The following is a 15708-nucleotide window of genomic DNA, read 5'->3' as shown; positions in this document are numbered from 1 at the left end:
ATCCATCCAATATCGAAGCGTCTCCACGTCCGGTCCACGGACGCGAGAGCGCCGCACAACCGGAGACATCATGGCGAACACCGTCAATGCCGCCGGCCGGCTCGACCGGCTGCCGATTTCAAGGTTCCACTGGAAGATCCTCGGGCTCATTGCCGGTGGCGCGTTCCTCGATGCGTTCGACATCTATCTCGCCAACGGCTCCGTCGCGGCGATGGTCAAGAGCGGCTTCACCGACTTGCGGCATGGCGCGATGTTCGTGTCGTCGACCTTCGTCGGGATGATGATCGGCGCGTTCGTCGCCGGGTATGTCGGCGATCGGCTCGGGCGGCGGTATTCGTATCAGCTCAATCTCGCGGTGTTCGGGCTCGCGTCGATCGCCGCGTGTTTCGCGCCGGATATCGAGTGGCTGATCGTGCTGCGCTTCATCATGGGGATCGGGCTCGGCGCGGAACTGGTTGTCGCGGCGGGGACGCTTGCCGAGTTCGTGCCGCCGCAGACGCGCGGGAAGTGGGTTTCGCTGCTGGCGATCATCACCAACAGCGGGCTGTTTGCCGCGCTGGCTGCAGGGTACTGGATCATTCCGTATCTCGGCTGGCGGTATATGTTCGCGCTGGCGGGCGTTGGCGCGCTGGTCGTCTGGTTCATGCGCAAGCGGATGCCGGAGTCGCCGCGCTGGCTCGAATCGGTCGGGCGGCTCGATGAGGCCGAGGCGACGCTTGCCGAGATCGAGCGGGAGGTCGGCAAGCAGGTGGGTACGTTGCCGCCCGTCACGCGCATTGTCGATCTGCATGTCGGGAAGGTGCCGCTTGGCGTGCTGTTTTCGAAGGGGATGCGCGGGCGGACGGTCGTTGCCGCGTTGACTGCGATCGGCGTGAACGTCGGGCTTTACGGCTTCATTGCATGGCTGCCGACGTTCTTCGTCGCGCAGGGATTGTCCGTCGTCAAATCGCTCGGCTTCGTGTTCCTGATGTCGATCGGCTCGCCGGTCGGCGGCTTGATCGGGTATCTGATCGCCGATCGTGTCGGCCGTGCGCGGGGAATTGTCATCGCTTCGATTCTGAGTATTGCGCTCGGCTGGCTGTATGTATCGCTGCGCGATACCACCGCGATCATTCTGGTCGGGTTCTGTCTCGTCAGCGCGATCTATACGATCACGACGCTGGGGTTGTTCGGCTATATTCCAGAGCTGTTTCCGACTGAAGTGCGGCTGCGTGGTACGGGCGTGGCGGGGATGGCCGGGCGGATGTCGTCGATCGGGACACCTGCGCTCGCGCTTTATCAGGCGTTCGGGGTGTCGGGGGTGATCGCGATGGTGAGCGCGACGCTTGGGGTGTTGTGCGTCGCGATCGGGTTGTTGAGGGTCGAGACGGGGCGGCAGGCGTTGGAGGAGGTTGCGCCGGGAACGAGCGAGATGGATGGGGAGGCGGTCAACCCCGGTATCTCGCAAGCATGAATGGCGACGTAACGAAATTCCGGCCGCGGCGCGTGCTCGCGCAATCCGCGATCGCTCGCGTCGGCCGCAGCGTTGTGCCAGCCAGGGCCGCCGCTTTGCGGGCGAGCCCGGAATCCGGTGCGACCGTGCGACCGATAGCGGCAGCGGACTTCATAGCCGCTCCTCGAATGACGACTTGTTTGACGATCGACGTTGTTGCCGCAATGGATCCGGAGGGCCTAGTCCTGCGACGAACGCATCGACACGTCGCCAATGTGCACCGCTCTCAACCGTTCCCGCAACGCCGTAACATTGTCCGCGCCGTTCAGTCGCTCGAACTCCCGTTGCGCCTCCTGCCAGAGTGGGGACGCTTTTTCGTGCAGGCGCCGCCCCTCCTCGGTCAGTTCGACAAGGCGGCTTCGGCCGTCGGTGGGCGAAGGCTTGATCGTGACGAAGCCGTCGCGCTCCAGGAAGCCGACCATTTTCCCCATCGCCGTTCGTTCGATATCGAGCCGCTCGGCAAGGGCGTTGACCGGGGTACTTCCCACTTCGTCCAGGGCGGCCAGCGTGAGGAATTGCGTGATGCGCAGGCCCGAGGGCTCGAGATGGCTATCGTAGAGTCGGGAGATCTGCCTGCTCGCCTTCCTGACGGCGAAGCAGTTGCATTGATCGATTCCGAGCGGCTGGTTCACGGGCAACATCTCTTTCACTCCTGATTTCGGTTAATTGCGCGAACGCTACGCGCGCGTCGCGCGAAGGTACGGTGGTGTCTGTCTGTCGATGAAAGCCGGGAGCGACAGCGCTTGCGCACGATCTGCGTACCTCGTGGCTCGCCGCCGACTCCGGCCCGTGTCGACTGCGGTGTTCAAAGCCCTGCCGGCGGTGTGATGTAGCCGGGCATCTCGGCCGCGAGCGTGCTCTTCAGCACCGCTGTCCCCTCGTCGGCCATGACCTCGCTCTTGCCGGCCGCGAGCGCGTCGTAGGTCTGTCGCACGACGTCCTCGGGCTTGGCTTTAGGCACATCGATGCCGTTGGTCAGATCGGTATCGACGAACCCGACGTGCAGGCCGAGAACCTGGATGCCACGCTCGCGCAGGTGAAAGCGAAGCTGGTTCGTGTAGCTCCAGGCGGCGGCTTTCGACGCGGCATACGGTGTCAGATAGGGCCGCGGGAGCCACACGATGTCGGAAAGCACGTTGATGATCGCGGCATGCGGCTGGGCCGCCAGAATCTGTTCGAAGGCCTGTGTGACGCGCACCACGCCATAGTAGTTGGTATCGAACAAGCGGGCGGACTGCACTTGCACGTCAGCCGCCAAAGGCCCGTCGATCAGGGCGGCAATGCCCGCGTTGTTGATCAGCAGAGTCGTATCGGCCGCCAGTTTCGCCGCCTCGGCGATCGACGCCGGATCGGTGACATCGATCCTGACCGGCACAATGCGCGGCTCCTCGAAACCGCTCGTGTTGCGCATACCCGCGTACACTTTCGCCGCCCCGCGCCGCAGCGCCTCGCGTGCAAAAGCGAGACCCAGGCCGCGATTGGCACCGGTGATGAAGACCTTGGCGTTCTTGATATCCATGACAAGCTCCGTATTCAAAGGCCGCGTGCCGAGGGAATGTCGACGCCATCCACGAGCGCGCGGGTGCGTGATTCAAAGAAAGACGTGCTCCGGAAACTGCTTCGAAAGCGACTCCCGCAGATGGGTCGCGAGCGTCAGTACGGCGCCAAGCGGGCTCATCCGCACGCTGACGCGCGGCACCGAGCCGTCGGCGTTGCGATCGACGACCACGACCGCGCTCAACGTCTCGCCGCTCGTCAGTACGGCCTCGTATTCGAGAAAAAGCCGCGAGCCCGCGGCTTGTACGAAAGTTGGCGTCTGCGAGAGGTAAAAGGTCCCGACGGCGTCGACGGCAAGCCGGATTTCGTCGCGCCCGATTACGGGCGCGCGCAACACCGAGCTGACCAGCTCGGCGTCGGCCGTCAGATCATCGAGAAACGGATGACGATCAGGTTGGATGGGTGACATTCTCAAACCCCTCGATTCGTTTCAAGGACGTTCACACGAATGCGGCCCGATATTTCGCGACGAACTGCTGGACCGACAGCGCCGGCGTTCCGGTGATCTTCTCGACGGCGTCGTTGGTACCCGAGAAGATGCCGTCGCGGTAGTTCTGCGCGACTTCGACCAGATGCTGCGTGAGGAACGGCGGAAACTTGTAAAGGGTTTCCATCTTGATCCGGAACTCCTCGATGGAAGTCGGCGCATATTCGATCCTGGTGCCGAGAACCTCGCTCATCGCGGCTGCGATCTCGACGTGGTTCATCTCGACGGGGCCGTGGAGCGTGTAGGTCTTGCCCTCGTGGCCTTCGGGATTGGCGAGCAGATGGGCGATCACGCGCCCTTGATCGTCGCTGGCGATGGGCGCGTGACGGCCGTCGCCAAACGGAAATTCGATCTTCTTCGTGGCCCAGATCTCCCGCGCAAAATGCGGATAGACGAGCCAGTCGGCAAAGAAGGTCGGGCGCAAATGAGTCGTCGCGACACCCGACCAATCGAAAACCTGTTCGGAGACCCAGTGATCCTGGGCCGCGTGGCTCATCGACTCCCGGCGCGCGGAAATCTGCGACATGTTGACGATCGCCGTGACGCCCGCTTCCTTTGCTGCCTGCGCGAAATACGCCGCGGCCCCGATGATGCCCGGCGCGATCGGATGAAGGAAATACACCGACCGGATACCTTCCATCGCTGCCCGAATGGCGTCGATGTCGGTGAAGTCGCCGATCGCGACATCGACACCGCGCTGCCTCAGGGCTGCCGCCCGATCGTCATCCGTACGCACATAGGCCCGCACGCGTTTGTTCATCTTGAGCAGTTCGTCAATGGCAATACCGCCGGTGCGGCCGGTTGCACCGCTCACAAGGATCTCAGGCTCGTTCATCGCTTCGCTCCGTTTGAAAGTGAGAGCATATGCTCCCTTGAGACAAAGAATAGGAGCATATGCTCTCACCGTCAAGTTTTTTGGTAGGCACCGCGGAAAACGTCACTCTCGAACCTTACACACCGAAGAACGCCAGCCCTGTCAGGACGATGCCGATCGCGGCAGCCCCCATCGACAGGCGTTGCATCCATGTCCGCCGCGTGAGAATCGTGATCGCGGCAAGCGCGATTGAGATCTGGATGATGGTCGTGGCCTGCGCCCACCGATGGTGCCGGTGTAGCCGCTCCTCGCTTGCAGCATTGCTCTTCACGACTTCTCGCTCGAGCGCTTCGGCGTGGGTGCGGATCGGCTCCTTGTCTGCGCGATACCGCGCCGCGTCCGCTTCGAAACGCTTTCGTTGCGGCGATCCTTCCTGACTCAGGGCCGCGCCGAGCTCGGCCAGATTCTGCTTTTCGCCCTTTGCCTGGTAATAGGCCCACAGGTTGGCCGCCTCGGTTTTCTGGATCGCGGCCTCGTTCTTGTGCAGCAATGCGAAATTCTCATCCGCCCCGCTCTGGTATGCGGAAATCGCGCCGATGCAGGCCAGGACAGCCGTCATCACGGCGATGCGCGCCGCTCCGTGGTCTTCTCCATGCGCGGCAGGGTGCTCTACTGCATGATCGTGCGGGCCGTGAACTTCGAAATCTTCTGGCATAACGGGAAGGTTCGCGTGAGTTGAAGGGCTTGTACGCGCTTCTCACGCACGTGAGCAGCGGGTAGCAAAAGGGGTGGCACTGTCGCCGGGTCGCAGGTCGGTTGGGGGCAGCCCGTTCGGGCGACAGCGGGAACGATCTGACGATGGTCTGCGCCGACTCCCGCCGAACGGGCGACGGTTCGACATTGTGAATGAATTGGCGGTTCTCAAGTGTGCGTCGACAGCAGTCGACCCACAACGGCCAGCCGTGGTTTCCTGAAGCGGCCGTTCACGGTCTCCGTCTCGCTCAAGTAGGCTGGAGCTCGCGCGCGCAAAAACAATAGCCGAGATCGTACAAGTAACAATTGTGGTGATCGTCGACACGTGATGAACGATCCCGCTTCCATGCGCGAAGCCGCCAGAGTCGGTCTGGGTGTCGCGATGCTGGTGCTTCCCAGCGTACTGCCGGATCTGCCGGCGGCAAGCTCGTGCGTTTGCTGCCCGAATTGCATTCAGACGCGGGCATGATTTCCTTTTACAACGCTTCGCGGCGGCTGCTACCCCGCGAAAACGCGTGTGTTTATCGACTTTGTGATGGAGAGTTTTCGGCGGTTCGGTTAAGGCGCAAAGATTCGATGCGACGAGGGACGAGCGTAAGACGGATCGCACATCCAACCGATGGCCGCCGTATTCCTCGACGACAAGCGCTAGGAAGCATGAGCCTGCACCAGCACGTCCCAGGGGGTGGGAGACGGAAAGATGTCCTGCAAAAATCCGACAAACGCTTTCACCGCCGGATTGCTGCGGCGGCTCTCGGGCCACACGGCATGTAGATGGAATCGGTCATAGGCGAATTCATGCAGCACCGGTACGAGTTCGCGCCTTTTAATGTAAGGCGCTGCGATGTACGTCGTCGAAATCCCGATTCCGGCACCCGTGGCCAACACCACGGCAATCGCGTCGCTGACGTCAAGAATCAAACCCGACGCAGGCGTGAACTCAACGAGTTTGCCTCCCACGTTGAATGGCCATGCCGCCTCCAGCCCTGTCGACTGATATCTGAAGTTCACGCAGTCGTGCTGCAAGAGGTCATTCGGATGCTGCGGCACGCCTCGCTCCTGCAGATATTCAGGCGATGCAAACGCACAAATCCGATGCGGTGCAAGACGACGCGCAATCAATCGCGTGTCGCCGGGGTCGCCGACCCGAATGGCGACATCCACGCCCTCTTCGATCAGATCGACGTAACGATCGCTCAGGCGGACATCGACGGTCACTTTCGGATGCTGCCGGCGGAACATCGTCAATGCGGGCGCAAGGATGTTCACGCCGACGGGCAACGGCGCCGTCACCTTGAGCGTTCCGGCCGGCTCCGCGCGCGCAGCCGCAACGCCTTGCTCGATACCTTCCGCCTCGCGCAATAACCGGTGCGTGCGCTCCAGAAGGTCCCGCCCCTCCGGTGTCAGCGTCAGCGAGCGCGTAGTCCGGCTGAACAGCCTGAGTCCGAAATGCTGCTCTAGCCGCTGAATGCTCTTGCTGATGGCCGATGGCGAAACGGACAGCGAACGCGCGGCGGCCGTGTAGCTGCCAAGCGATGCGGCACGCGCAAAAGCAATCAGTCCAGTCAGTCTTTCGATGGCAATTTGTTCCATGATGGCATCATTAAAGCGAAAGACGGCCTGATTATCAAGCACCATTTCGCGAATTAACCTTCTTCCATCGACGCCAAACCGGCGAAGTCAAACAGGAGAAGGAAATGAACGCAAAGACCAAAACGCAGGACGTACAGGACGCGGAAGTCGCCCACCACGCGCTGGCAGGCAAGACCGCACTTATCTTTGGCGGGACGTCGGGCATCGGGCTCGACGCGGCTATCCAGGCGAAACGGGCGGGCGCGGAAGTCATCGTCGTCGGCCGATCGGCGGATACGGCTCAACGCGTCGCCGCGCAACATGGCTTCGCCGGATGGCGCGCGGCCGACGTGACCGACGCAGACGCTCTACAGCAGGCGGTACGCGACATTCCGAGCGTCGATCATCTGGTTTTGCTGGCGGGCACCTTCGTCGCAGGGACGGTACGCGAGGCGGACGTAGCGCATCTCCGGATCGCGTTCGAGGAGCGCATCTGGGCGGCCGTGCACGTCATTCGCGCCCTGGGAGAACGGTTGAGCGCCGATGGCTCGATCACTTTGATCTCGGGCAGTCTCGCCGACCGTCCGAACGCCTACGGCACCGCGGTGCTCGCGGCGGCGTCCGCCGCGATGGAAGCGCTTGCGCGCGGCCTGGCACTCGAACTGGCGCCGGTGCGCGTCAACACACTGTCGCCTGGTCCGATCGACACACCGATCCTGAGCAAGGCGCTCGGTGACGCGCGTGATGCGGTCGTCGCGAATATGGAGAAGACGCTGCCGCTGCATCGACTCGGCAGCGCCAGCGAAGCCGGCGCGGGCGTGGTGTTTCTGATGACCAATGGCTTCATGAACGGAGCGACGCTCAACGTCGATGGTGGCGCGCGCCTCGTGTAACCCAAAGTCAACGGAGAAAGACATGACCACGCTTTTCGACCCGATTCGGCTGGGCGACATCGAAGCGCCCAACCGCATCTTTATGGCGCCCATGACCCGCGCGCGCGGTACGCGAGATCACTTGCCGACATCGATCATGGCGCAGTATTACGCCCAGCGCGCGAGCGCCGGACTCATCATCAGCGAAGCGATCGGTATCTCTCGGCAGGGATTGGGATGGCCCTTCGCAACGGGCCTCTGGTCCGACGAACAGGTCGCAGGCTGGCTGCGGGTAACCGACGCCGTACACGCGGCCGGCGGGCGCATCATCGCGCAGCTCTGGCACATGGGGCGCACCGTGCATCCCAGCTTCAATGGCGGCGTTCAGCCGTTATCGGCGTCGGGCACGACCGCGCCGGGACACGCACATACCTATAACGGTAAGCAGCCCTATGTCACGGGCAGACCCATGCGCGCAGACGAAGTGCCCGCGCTGCTCGACGCTTTTCGCCGCGCTACGCGAAATGCATTGCGCGCAGGGTTCGATGGGGTGCAGGTGCACGCCGCCAACGGCTACCTGATCGACGAGTTCTTGCGCGACGGCACCAATTTCCGGAACGACGCCTACGGTGGCAGCGTCGAAAATCGTGTCCGGCTGCTCAAAGAAGTCACGCAGGCTGTGATCGAAATAGCCGGCGCTGGCCGCACCGGGGTACGGCTCACGCCCAACGGCACGGACCAGGGTGTGCGCGACAGCGATCCGGAACCCGTGTTCGTTGCGGCGGCTCGAACACTTTCGGTACTCGGCGTCGCGCATCTGGAACTACGCGAGCCCCCGATAGACGGGACTTTTGGCGCTTCTGATCGGCCGGCCTTCTCGCCTGCCATCAGGAAGGCATTCGCAGGCGTGACCATCCTGAATTCGGATTACGGTCTCGATCGCGCGGTGGCGGCTATCTCCAGCGACGAGGCGGACGCCATCGCCTTCGGCCGCCCGTTCATCGCAAATCCGGATTTGCCACTGCGTTTCAGCGCAGGCGCTCCGTTGGCGGCCGATATGGGCGAGTTGTGGTTCACGCAGGGGCCCGAAGGCTATCTCGACTACCCCGCTCTAGCCTGAACAGATGAAGGTCCGCTCCTGGGCGGCTGCCGCCTGACACGATCGGCTGTCTCCGCCCCCCTAGCAATCGTTGCTACTTGCAAGAGCGGACCTTCGCCGACCGGCTCAGCCGTGAGCACGTGAAGTGAGGGTGTCAAATGGAGGATCTCGTCGGGCTTTACGGCGTGTCAAAAGCCAGAAGACATACGCGGTCGAAGCTCCGGCAATCCATACGGGGAGAACGGAAATTGTCCATTCCGTCTGCCAGAAGGGAAGACTCAGCGCTGGCAGTGAACTCGCAACCAATAGATAACTGAATTGGTAGCGGTTCACCCACTGAAGAATGGCTGCCAGCGGCAGCCCGTAAAACCAAGTGAAGAAATAACCAACGGCCGTGCTGTTGATCGAGACGCCGATGAGTGACTGAAGCCGCGGCAGGCCCCACACCGAAGGATAAAACCACTCGTGCAGCAGGAAGAACAGCCATCCGCTCGTGAACGGAATAATCAGTGGGGCGACAGCTGCAGCAACAAGATGGGCTAGAACATTCTTCACGATCTTCGTCCGGTGATGTCCGATAACCTGTCTGCTCATATCCGCTGACCCCTTTTGGCCGGTGCGCGGGTACGGCCAAACCGCACGCAACTGCACTTCGGCACACCGAACGCTCATAGTCATCCGGCGATGCGCAGAACGATTGTCGACGATTTGTACACCCGCGTCGAATGTCTCAAGTTGGCCGACCGCTGCCCGACGTGGGCGGCCGCACCCGACCCGTAAGCGCCGTTCGACGGCGTAGTGCTTCGACGAAGGATCACGGCCAAGAGCAGACGTTCTGGTACAGCAGCCTCGGATATGCGTCTGGAGCGTTGGGCTTTTGAGGTCTCATGTAAGGCTGCCCGCGAAGCGCTCTGCAAGCCTTTGTTCTTCGAAGGCCTTGGCCACCCAGTCCACGAAAACTCGCGTCTTTGAAGGCAGGAGGGTTCGCGACGAATAGTAGATGGATATTGCGCCGGCATCCGCGTACCAGCGTGGCACTAACCGGACCAACGCGCCACTTTCCAGTCCATCCAGCGCGTCAGCAGTCGCCAGCATGGCCACCCCCATGCCAAGCAAGGCAGCTTCCAGCATTGCCGCCGGGTCGTTCACGATAAATGAATGCTGAAGTTGAGCAACTTCTTCCTTTCCCGCAACGTCCCGCATCGTCCAATGCCGGATGCGGCCCGACTGGAGCGACCGCATCACGATTCCTTTAAACGCCTGCAAGCCCGCCGGGCTGTGCGGCGGCGTCTTGCCATCCATATAAGCCGGTGACGCGACTGCAATTACATGCGCCGGTGCAAGCGGCCGAGCAACAACGGATGGCAGGAGTTCAAAGCCGCCGCCAATGGCTGCATCGTAACCTTCCGCAACCAAGTCAACCTGGCGGTTCTCAAAGTGCCACTCCGGTCGGATGCGCGGATACCGCTCAAGAAAAGGCGGCAACAACGGCAGGATGCGCGCCAGCCCGAACGTTGGCGACAAGCTCACTTTAAGGGCCCCACTGGGTTCCCCTCCTTCGTTGGCGACGCCAGCGATTGCCGCCTGAATTCCGAAGAGGTTATCCGCGATGGCAAGCCGAAAAGATTCCCCCGCCTCAGTCAGGGTCAAGTGTCGCGTTGACCGGTGGAACAGTCGCACACCGAGGTTTCGCTCCAACATCGCCACATTCCGGCTCACCGCGGCTGGCGTAATTGACAGCCAACGGGCCGCCTCGGAAAAACTTCCCAACTCGGCGCTTCGAACAAACGACTCCAGATTAGCCAAGGTTTCCATGCATCAACCTTCAAGTCATCGTTGAAAGTAAATCAAGCATGTTGATACTAATCGTTGATGACGAAAAAGGCCATAGTTGCGTCACTTTCTAAATTCCCTGGAGTCAAGCAATGAGCAACACCACTCACACCCTTGCCGGAAAAATCGCTCTGGTCACAGGCGGCTCTCGCTCTATCGGCGCTGCAATCGCGAAGCGCCTCGCTGCTGACGGTGCGACCGTTGCATTGACATACAGTGCCTCGCCGGAACGCGCTGCACAAGTCGTGAGCGAAATCACCAAAGCGGGCGGCAAGGCTATGGCAATCCAGGCGGATGCAGGTAGTCCAGAAGCCGTACGCGCCGCAGTTTCCAAAACGGTCGAATCGTTCGGTGGCATCGATATTCTTGTGAACAACGCCGGCATGGCAATCAATGCGCCCATCGAGGACTATAAGCTCGAGGACTTCGAGCGAATGCTCGCCGTCAATGTGACAGGTGTATTTGTGGCGACACAAGAAGCAGTTCGCCACATGAAGCGAGGAGGTCGCATCATCCACATCGGCTCTTCAATGACCCGATATGCGGCGTTTCCGACGGCAGCTGTGTACACACTCACCAAGGGTGCAATTACCGGCTTCAACCGTAGCCTCGTCCGTGACCTTGGTCCGAAAGGCATCACAGTGAATACCGTTCATCCCGGGCCGACCGATACCGACATGAACCCGGCCGATGGCCCTGTTGCGGCAATCGTCGGTCCTGGCATGGCAATTGGTCGTTACGGGCGCCCGGATGAAATCGCGAGCGTCGTTGCCTATCTCGCAAGTCCGGAATCTGGGTTCGTTACTGGTGCGGACATTATCGCGGACGGTGGATTCACCGCCTAACGCTCAACTCTTCAAAAACCTTAAGGAGCGTTCTGATGACTACCATCGGCATCATTGGTGCAGGGAAAATCGGCGCAGCCATAGCAACAGCGCTTTCTCGAAAGGGAATCGAGGTCACCATGTCGAATAGCCGCGGTGCAGAAAGTCTGCGCGAATTGACCGCGGCTATCGGTCCACTCGTTAAGCCGGGCACCCGCGAAGAGGCCGCGTCGAAGGAAATCGTGTTCATCGCCGTGCCCTGGTCTAAATTGCCGGCTGCACTTGATGGACTGCCCAATTTCGAAGGACGGGTCGTTGTTGACACCAACAATCCGATCGAAGCACCTTTGTTCAAGCCTATAGACCTTGGAACACGCTCATCAAGCGAAGTTGTCGCCGATTTGGTCCCCGGTGCCCGGGTGGTTAAGGGATTCAACCATCTTCAACCACACCTGTTGTCTGGCGACCCCTCAAGCGAGGGGGGCAAGCGGGTGTTGTTTTATTCCGGCGACGATTTGGAAGCCAAGTACGTCGTCGGTACATTGATTGAGCGACTTGGTTTCTTCGGCATTGACCTAGGCTCTCTCGCGATTGGTGCGCGCCTTGTTCAATTCCCCGGAGGTCCCTTGCCATCTCTCAATCTCGTGAAGTTCGACTGACCCGCAACCCGCGTTTCAGATTTACCGGCAGCAAATCTTCACGCCGATGCCGAGCACCGGTCTCGGCCCGGCACATTGATGACCTTTCCAGGATTCTCGCACGGCATGCTGACTGTAAATACGGACGTGCTTAACTCCATACTGCTGGCCTTCATCAAAGCCTAACTTCACAACTTGCGCGGGCCACCAATCGAATCGACTGTTGATGCGATTCGAGCGCTTCGTGCTTCGGAGAAACCATGCTAGCCAAACCTGTCGATGTCGCAATCGAATTCTTTAATCACTGGAGTGCCAATCGAATCGACGAGGCACTCTCAATGCTGGCGGAGGACGTGCTTTACGATAACGTGCCTTTCCCCGACATCATTGGGCGTGACAATGTACGTAAATTCCACAAGGATTTTGGCATTGGAAAAACCTTCACCGTTGACTGGAAGGTTACACAAATTGCCGCGAACGGAAACGTTGTATTGAACGAGCGTATCGACGTCTTCCTTCACGAACGCGGCGGAAGAATCACGCTTCCGGTGATGGGTACGCTGACTATCGAAGACGGAATCATTACCGTATGGCGGGACTATTTCGACCCCGCCGCATTCGAGCGGCAGTTGAAGCAGATACAAACATAATCTGCTCAGCGTCTGCTTGCGGCGTTGAACGGACATTCGAGCGTCTTGGGCAGCGCTGTATCGATTGGCCGCAACTGGCCGGCTACCGCCCGACACGGTCGGCAGAACTCGACCCACTGCCGCGGGTCGCCGGGTCGGGCTTTCAGGGGCAGCTAACCGAGCGGTCCGGCCATCCAAACAGGCATCTAAAGGACAGCAGCTCGGCTGGAACAGACGTTCGGCACCGTGCCTGCGTGATGAGCGGCAAGGCCTATACTGAAAGTCTGCCATCCTTCGACCGGCGCCAGAGCACCGACGCTGCATGCCGGCTGGCTCAAGCGCACGGAGGTGGCAACATTGGCGCCGGAGCAGTACACCGCAAGTGCGCCAGGCTCGTTTTAGAGTGTCGGACACGCTTTCACAAAGGAGTGTCACCATGATGCAAGCCAGCGAAATCCAGAAGCGTTTCACGCACCTGCAGCAATCCATCGAGCAGGCTTCGCAAACCTGCCATGCAGACGCTACTCTCCCCAAGGACCTCGTCGAGTGCGTTGATCAGCTAGATCAACAGTCCGCGTCGGCAAAGAAAGTGATGGCTTCGAAAGATCAGGATCGCATGCGCCAATGGGTGGACGATCTTGAGCGGATCGGCAACAGCGCGGAAAAAGCGTGCGAACGCGGTGCCAATATCAATGCCAAGATCAAGAAGGCAGTCAGTTCGGTCCACGCTGAACTGCAAGATCTAAAGAAGCAGCTACATTAATTTGATTTCGCGTCATGTGAGTGGTCGCCGCGCGCGTGGGCGACCTGCGGCGGGGACATTCGCGCTGATCTCCGCCGCCCTCGATCCATATTTCAAGCGGTTCTTCCCCCGCTTCGAACCCGATGTAAGTCAAGACGTTTGGCGGGTGCGAGCAGGACTACTCGCGGAACGACGAGCTGCAAGTCTGCCCAACTCTGGGGCGCCGCGCTCCTGCAAGCGCATACATGCAATTCCCGACCTTCTTTGGCGGAAGACCGCCTAGGGGTAACAGGTCTGCGAACGACCGCAGTTTTATGCCGATCGGCCGTTTGAATGTCCGTTCGAGCATGAAGGCGAACGACTGCACTTGGCCGCCTGTTGCCTGTCGCTGCCACACATTCGATCGGGCGCAAGAGCGCCGCGATCACGGCTCTCGTGGTCGCAATGGCGAGTACACTGAAAAAGTAATAGAAGCAGGAGAAAGGGATGGCTAACTCTGACCCCCAAAGCACCTTCCGAGGGTTGCCGCTCACCGCGGAGCAGGACGCGGAAGTGAGGCATTACATAAAGGACCGAACTCGGCGTGGGCTGCCATGGGACACGTCGGAGTTGAGCGCGATGCTCAATGACATGCTGCAGCCCCCGGGTGACGGCGACGGAGATGTCGCCTTCCCGGTAGACGAAACTAGAGCAGCCGCCGAGCGCGCAACGGCGTCGCTTGACGAAGCGATGGATCCCATCGAGGCGATTGAGGAGTGGAATGCGGCCATGGAGTCGGAAGGTATGAAAGGGCCCAGACGATAAAACCGGAGCAACCATGCTCGCTTCCTGGTAGCGCCGCATACGGGGATTGTGACGTGTACCTCATGGGTTCGATGCGCATGATTTCAATGCTTGAGCGGGTGCAGTCGGTTCCCGTCGCGGTCGGGTCCCACGACATCGCCGTTGAACACAAAGAGGGCGAACATGCGGCTAATCGAAACGGATGAACACAAGCCGTTTCTGGCGACGCTGGAGCGCCACGGTTTGGCAGAAGGCGATTTCAATGTTCTGGAAACGGATACGACGGATCCGAAGGGTGACGAGAACCTTGGTCTACAGGGCTATGTCACCATATCCAGGTTTTTCGACGCATATTACGAGGGAATACGCGAACGGTGACGAAAGCGATTGGCTACAGCATTTCAGGAAAGATCTCGAAGCGGGCGTCTTCGATAGACCGCAATGATCCCGAATTTCGTCGGAGCGTGGGTGAGCCGCCAACCCGAACCTGATCGCGCGACCGCTCGCCCGTCTACCCCGCGTCAGTTGGCGCGCGAAGGTCGGTTGGCTGGGCGGAACCGACGTTCCAACGTCCTTGTGAAAGCGCGGACGAGCGTCCGTTGCTGGCCGACAGCGCTCAACAGACGACCGCGGCACAATTGACTGCCGAGTCAACCCGGCCGCGGGACGCGAGGCTACGAAGCCCTGCCAACCTGCCACCCCAAGCTCGGGAGCACTTCTTGCTGCCGGTCCAATTGAGCGCGCTTCACCGTATTTGCGCGCGTCCGGCACACGCACGTTCCTGGCAGGCCGCTGCTGCGGCCCGCGCCCGGTACCGGGAACCCGGTGCTACAGGTTGCGCGACGCCGTATGAAATCGATTGAATCAACATTGCGAGACTGAAAACGGGAGCGGTCCGCCGCCGGTCCGATCGGCGACGCGCACCGACAACAACGTCGAGGCCATGCCATGTACCGGGTACCGTTATCGATATTGAGACCGACCCAAATCACGATCGGCATGGACTACGTGCATGCCAAGGCGTTGATCACTGCTCGCTACACCGGCACCCGGCTCAAGCGGTTCATGCGAGATCACGCGATCCGCGTCGTCGTCGGTCCGCACAACGCGCTTTATATCATCGACCATCATCACTGGGCGCGCGCGTGGGTGGATCTGGGTTATGCCGACGCTCCGGTTACTGTCGTCGCCGACTGGCACCACCTCGGGGGTCAGCGCTTCTGGAGGAAAATGCAATCGAGGCGATGGGTGCATCCTTTCGATGACCAGGGCAGGCGATGCAGCATCGACGACCTGCCATCGACGCTCCACGGTCTGGTCGATGACCCGTACCACAGCCTGGCGGCGTTTGCCCAGCGTGCAGGCGCGTACCGCAAGCCGACGCGTGCATTCGCCACTTTCGTGTGGTCGGATTTCCTGCGCAAGCATGTGGCTGCGCCCGACAAGGAAGCGGGGTCGTTCTCTTTGGCATTGCTCAGGGCGATCAAGATTTCCCGCAGCAAAACAGCCCAACGCATGCCGGGCTATCTTGGCGCGAAGCTACCGTGAGCACGCAAGCCGCCGCAACGGGATCCGATGCCCGGCACTCTCGGGCGGAGCCGCCAGGAACACGC

17 protein-coding genes and 2 pseudogenes are annotated in these 15708 nt (G+C 60.8%); 11 read left to right on the top strand and 8 right to left on the bottom strand.

Features of this window, described 5'->3' with window-relative positions; genetic code table 11:
* The first annotated feature begins 70 nt into the window (after positions 1 to 70).
* Entirely contained in the window at positions 71 to 1453 is a 1383-nt protein-coding gene (locus C7H84_RS31815; protein ID WP_121862510.1) for an MFS transporter, read from the top strand.
* Positions 1454 to 1671: 218 nt separating this feature from the next.
* Here C7H84_RS31815 and C7H84_RS31810 read toward each other — a convergent pair whose 3' ends face one another.
* The 6 genes from C7H84_RS31810 to C7H84_RS31780 form a co-directional block, all read right to left on the bottom strand.
* Positions 1672 to 2133, bottom strand: a complete 462-nt coding sequence (locus C7H84_RS31810) for a MarR family transcriptional regulator (RefSeq protein ID WP_121862509.1) — start codon at positions 2131 to 2133, stop codon at positions 1672 to 1674.
* Positions 2134 to 2297: 164 nt separating this feature from the next.
* On the bottom strand, positions 2298 to 3011 hold the full coding sequence (locus C7H84_RS31805) for an SDR family oxidoreductase (RefSeq protein ID WP_121862508.1): 714 nt from the start codon (positions 3009 to 3011) through the stop codon (positions 2298 to 2300).
* A gap of 72 nt (positions 3012 to 3083) precedes the next feature.
* Positions 3084 to 3458: a hypothetical protein gene (locus tag C7H84_RS31800; protein ID WP_121862507.1), complete on the bottom strand. Its 375-nt coding sequence runs from the start codon at positions 3456 to 3458 to the stop codon at positions 3084 to 3086.
* 31 nt (positions 3459 to 3489) lie between these two features.
* Positions 3490 to 4371 (bottom strand): NmrA family NAD(P)-binding protein, encoded by an 882-nt coding sequence (locus tag C7H84_RS31795; RefSeq protein WP_121862506.1) that lies wholly within the window; start codon positions 4369 to 4371, stop codon positions 3490 to 3492.
* A gap of 115 nt (positions 4372 to 4486) precedes the next feature.
* Complete coding sequence (locus tag C7H84_RS31790; protein WP_121862505.1) at positions 4487 to 5065, bottom strand: DUF4337 domain-containing protein; 579 nt, start codon at positions 5063 to 5065, stop codon at positions 4487 to 4489.
* A 686-nt stretch (positions 5066 to 5751) separates the two neighbouring features.
* Positions 5752 to 6741: a LysR family transcriptional regulator gene (locus tag C7H84_RS31780; protein ID WP_240462151.1), complete on the bottom strand. Its 990-nt coding sequence runs from the start codon at positions 6739 to 6741 to the stop codon at positions 5752 to 5754.
* 59 nt (positions 6742 to 6800) lie between these two features.
* On the opposite strand from C7H84_RS31780, the gene C7H84_RS31775 reads away from it, so the two are divergent.
* Together C7H84_RS31775 and C7H84_RS31770 are read left to right on the top strand one after the other, a co-directional pair.
* Entirely contained in the window at positions 6801 to 7568 is a 768-nt protein-coding gene (locus C7H84_RS31775; protein ID WP_121862504.1) for an SDR family oxidoreductase, read from the top strand.
* 22 nt (positions 7569 to 7590) lie between these two features.
* Entirely contained in the window at positions 7591 to 8667 is a 1077-nt protein-coding gene (locus C7H84_RS31770) for an alkene reductase (protein WP_121862503.1), read from the top strand.
* A gap of 105 nt (positions 8668 to 8772) precedes the next feature.
* Here C7H84_RS31770 and C7H84_RS36680 read toward each other — a convergent pair whose 3' ends face one another.
* Entirely contained in the window at positions 8773 to 9240 is a 468-nt protein-coding gene (locus tag C7H84_RS36680) for a hypothetical protein (protein WP_162999429.1), read from the bottom strand.
* Between the two features lie 291 nt (positions 9241 to 9531).
* On the bottom strand, positions 9532 to 10461 hold the full coding sequence (locus tag C7H84_RS31765) for a LysR family transcriptional regulator (RefSeq protein ID WP_121862502.1): 930 nt from the start codon (positions 10459 to 10461) through the stop codon (positions 9532 to 9534).
* Positions 10462 to 10571: 110 nt separating this feature from the next.
* On the opposite strand from C7H84_RS31765, the gene C7H84_RS31760 reads away from it, so the two are divergent.
* From C7H84_RS31760 to C7H84_RS31725, 8 genes and pseudogenes are all read left to right on the top strand, one after another.
* Positions 10572 to 11324 (top strand): 3-oxoacyl-ACP reductase family protein, encoded by a 753-nt coding sequence (locus C7H84_RS31760; RefSeq protein ID WP_121862501.1) that lies wholly within the window; start codon positions 10572 to 10574, stop codon positions 11322 to 11324.
* 35 nt (positions 11325 to 11359) lie between these two features.
* Positions 11360 to 11962, top strand: a complete 603-nt coding sequence (locus tag C7H84_RS31755; protein WP_121862500.1) for an NAD(P)-binding domain-containing protein — start codon at positions 11360 to 11362, stop codon at positions 11960 to 11962.
* A 63-nt stretch (positions 11963 to 12025) separates the two neighbouring features.
* A pseudogene (locus C7H84_RS37320) lies at positions 12026 to 12127 on the top strand (alpha/beta hydrolase); the annotation flags it as partial.
* Between the two features lie 74 nt (positions 12128 to 12201).
* Positions 12202 to 12591, top strand: coding sequence for a limonene-1,2-epoxide hydrolase family protein (locus tag C7H84_RS31745; protein WP_121862499.1), 390 nt, complete (start codon positions 12202 to 12204; stop codon positions 12589 to 12591).
* A gap of 415 nt (positions 12592 to 13006) precedes the next feature.
* Complete coding sequence (locus tag C7H84_RS31740) at positions 13007 to 13333, top strand: hypothetical protein (RefSeq protein ID WP_121862498.1); 327 nt, start codon at positions 13007 to 13009, stop codon at positions 13331 to 13333.
* A gap of 465 nt (positions 13334 to 13798) precedes the next feature.
* Positions 13799 to 14116 (top strand): hypothetical protein, encoded by a 318-nt coding sequence (locus C7H84_RS31735; protein ID WP_121862497.1) that lies wholly within the window; start codon positions 13799 to 13801, stop codon positions 14114 to 14116.
* Between the two features lie 162 nt (positions 14117 to 14278).
* A pseudogene (locus C7H84_RS31730) lies at positions 14279 to 14540 on the top strand (transcriptional regulator).
* Between the two features lie 503 nt (positions 14541 to 15043).
* A complete protein-coding gene (locus C7H84_RS31725; RefSeq protein WP_121862496.1) occupies positions 15044 to 15643 on the top strand; it encodes a ParB/Srx family N-terminal domain-containing protein in 600 nt (199 codons plus the stop codon).
* The last annotated feature ends 65 nt before the right edge of the window (positions 15644 to 15708 follow it).

It is taken from the genome of Burkholderia sp. Nafp2/4-1b (assembly GCF_003635165.1).
GTDB lineage: Bacteria > Pseudomonadota > Gammaproteobacteria > Burkholderiales > Burkholderiaceae > Burkholderia.
Note: the sequence above shows the minus strand (reverse complement) of the source record. Positions and strands in the feature narration are given on the sequence as shown.

Coding starts and splice junctions, on each gene's coding strand:
- C7H84_RS31815 (WP_121862510.1), top strand. CDS start 71: ATGGCGAACACCGTCAATGCCGCCGGCCGGCTCGACCGGCTGCCGATT.
- C7H84_RS31810 (WP_121862509.1), bottom strand. CDS start 2,133: ATGTTGCCCGTGAACCAGCCGCTCGGAATCGATCAATGCAACTGCTTC.
- C7H84_RS31805 (WP_121862508.1), bottom strand. CDS start 3,011: ATGGATATCAAGAACGCCAAGGTCTTCATCACCGGTGCCAATCGCGGC.
- C7H84_RS31800 (WP_121862507.1), bottom strand. CDS start 3,458: ATGTCACCCATCCAACCTGATCGTCATCCGTTTCTCGATGATCTGACG.
- C7H84_RS31795 (WP_121862506.1), bottom strand. CDS start 4,371: ATGAACGAGCCTGAGATCCTTGTGAGCGGTGCAACCGGCCGCACCGGC.
- C7H84_RS31790 (WP_121862505.1), bottom strand. CDS start 5,065: ATGCCAGAAGATTTCGAAGTTCACGGCCCGCACGATCATGCAGTAGAG.
- C7H84_RS31780 (WP_240462151.1), bottom strand. CDS start 6,741: ATGGTGCTTGATAATCAGGCCGTCTTTCGCTTTAATGATGCCATCATG.
- C7H84_RS31775 (WP_121862504.1), top strand. CDS start 6,801: ATGAACGCAAAGACCAAAACGCAGGACGTACAGGACGCGGAAGTCGCC.
- C7H84_RS31770 (WP_121862503.1), top strand. CDS start 7,591: ATGACCACGCTTTTCGACCCGATTCGGCTGGGCGACATCGAAGCGCCC.
- C7H84_RS36680 (WP_162999429.1), bottom strand. CDS start 9,240: ATGAGCAGACAGGTTATCGGACATCACCGGACGAAGATCGTGAAGAAT.
- C7H84_RS31765 (WP_121862502.1), bottom strand. CDS start 10,461: ATGGAAACCTTGGCTAATCTGGAGTCGTTTGTTCGAAGCGCCGAGTTG.
- C7H84_RS31760 (WP_121862501.1), top strand. CDS start 10,572: ATGAGCAACACCACTCACACCCTTGCCGGAAAAATCGCTCTGGTCACA.
- C7H84_RS31755 (WP_121862500.1), top strand. CDS start 11,360: ATGACTACCATCGGCATCATTGGTGCAGGGAAAATCGGCGCAGCCATA.
- C7H84_RS31745 (WP_121862499.1), top strand. CDS start 12,202: ATGCTAGCCAAACCTGTCGATGTCGCAATCGAATTCTTTAATCACTGG.
- C7H84_RS31740 (WP_121862498.1), top strand. CDS start 13,007: ATGATGCAAGCCAGCGAAATCCAGAAGCGTTTCACGCACCTGCAGCAA.
- C7H84_RS31735 (WP_121862497.1), top strand. CDS start 13,799: ATGGCTAACTCTGACCCCCAAAGCACCTTCCGAGGGTTGCCGCTCACC.
- C7H84_RS31725 (WP_121862496.1), top strand. CDS start 15,044: ATGTACCGGGTACCGTTATCGATATTGAGACCGACCCAAATCACGATC.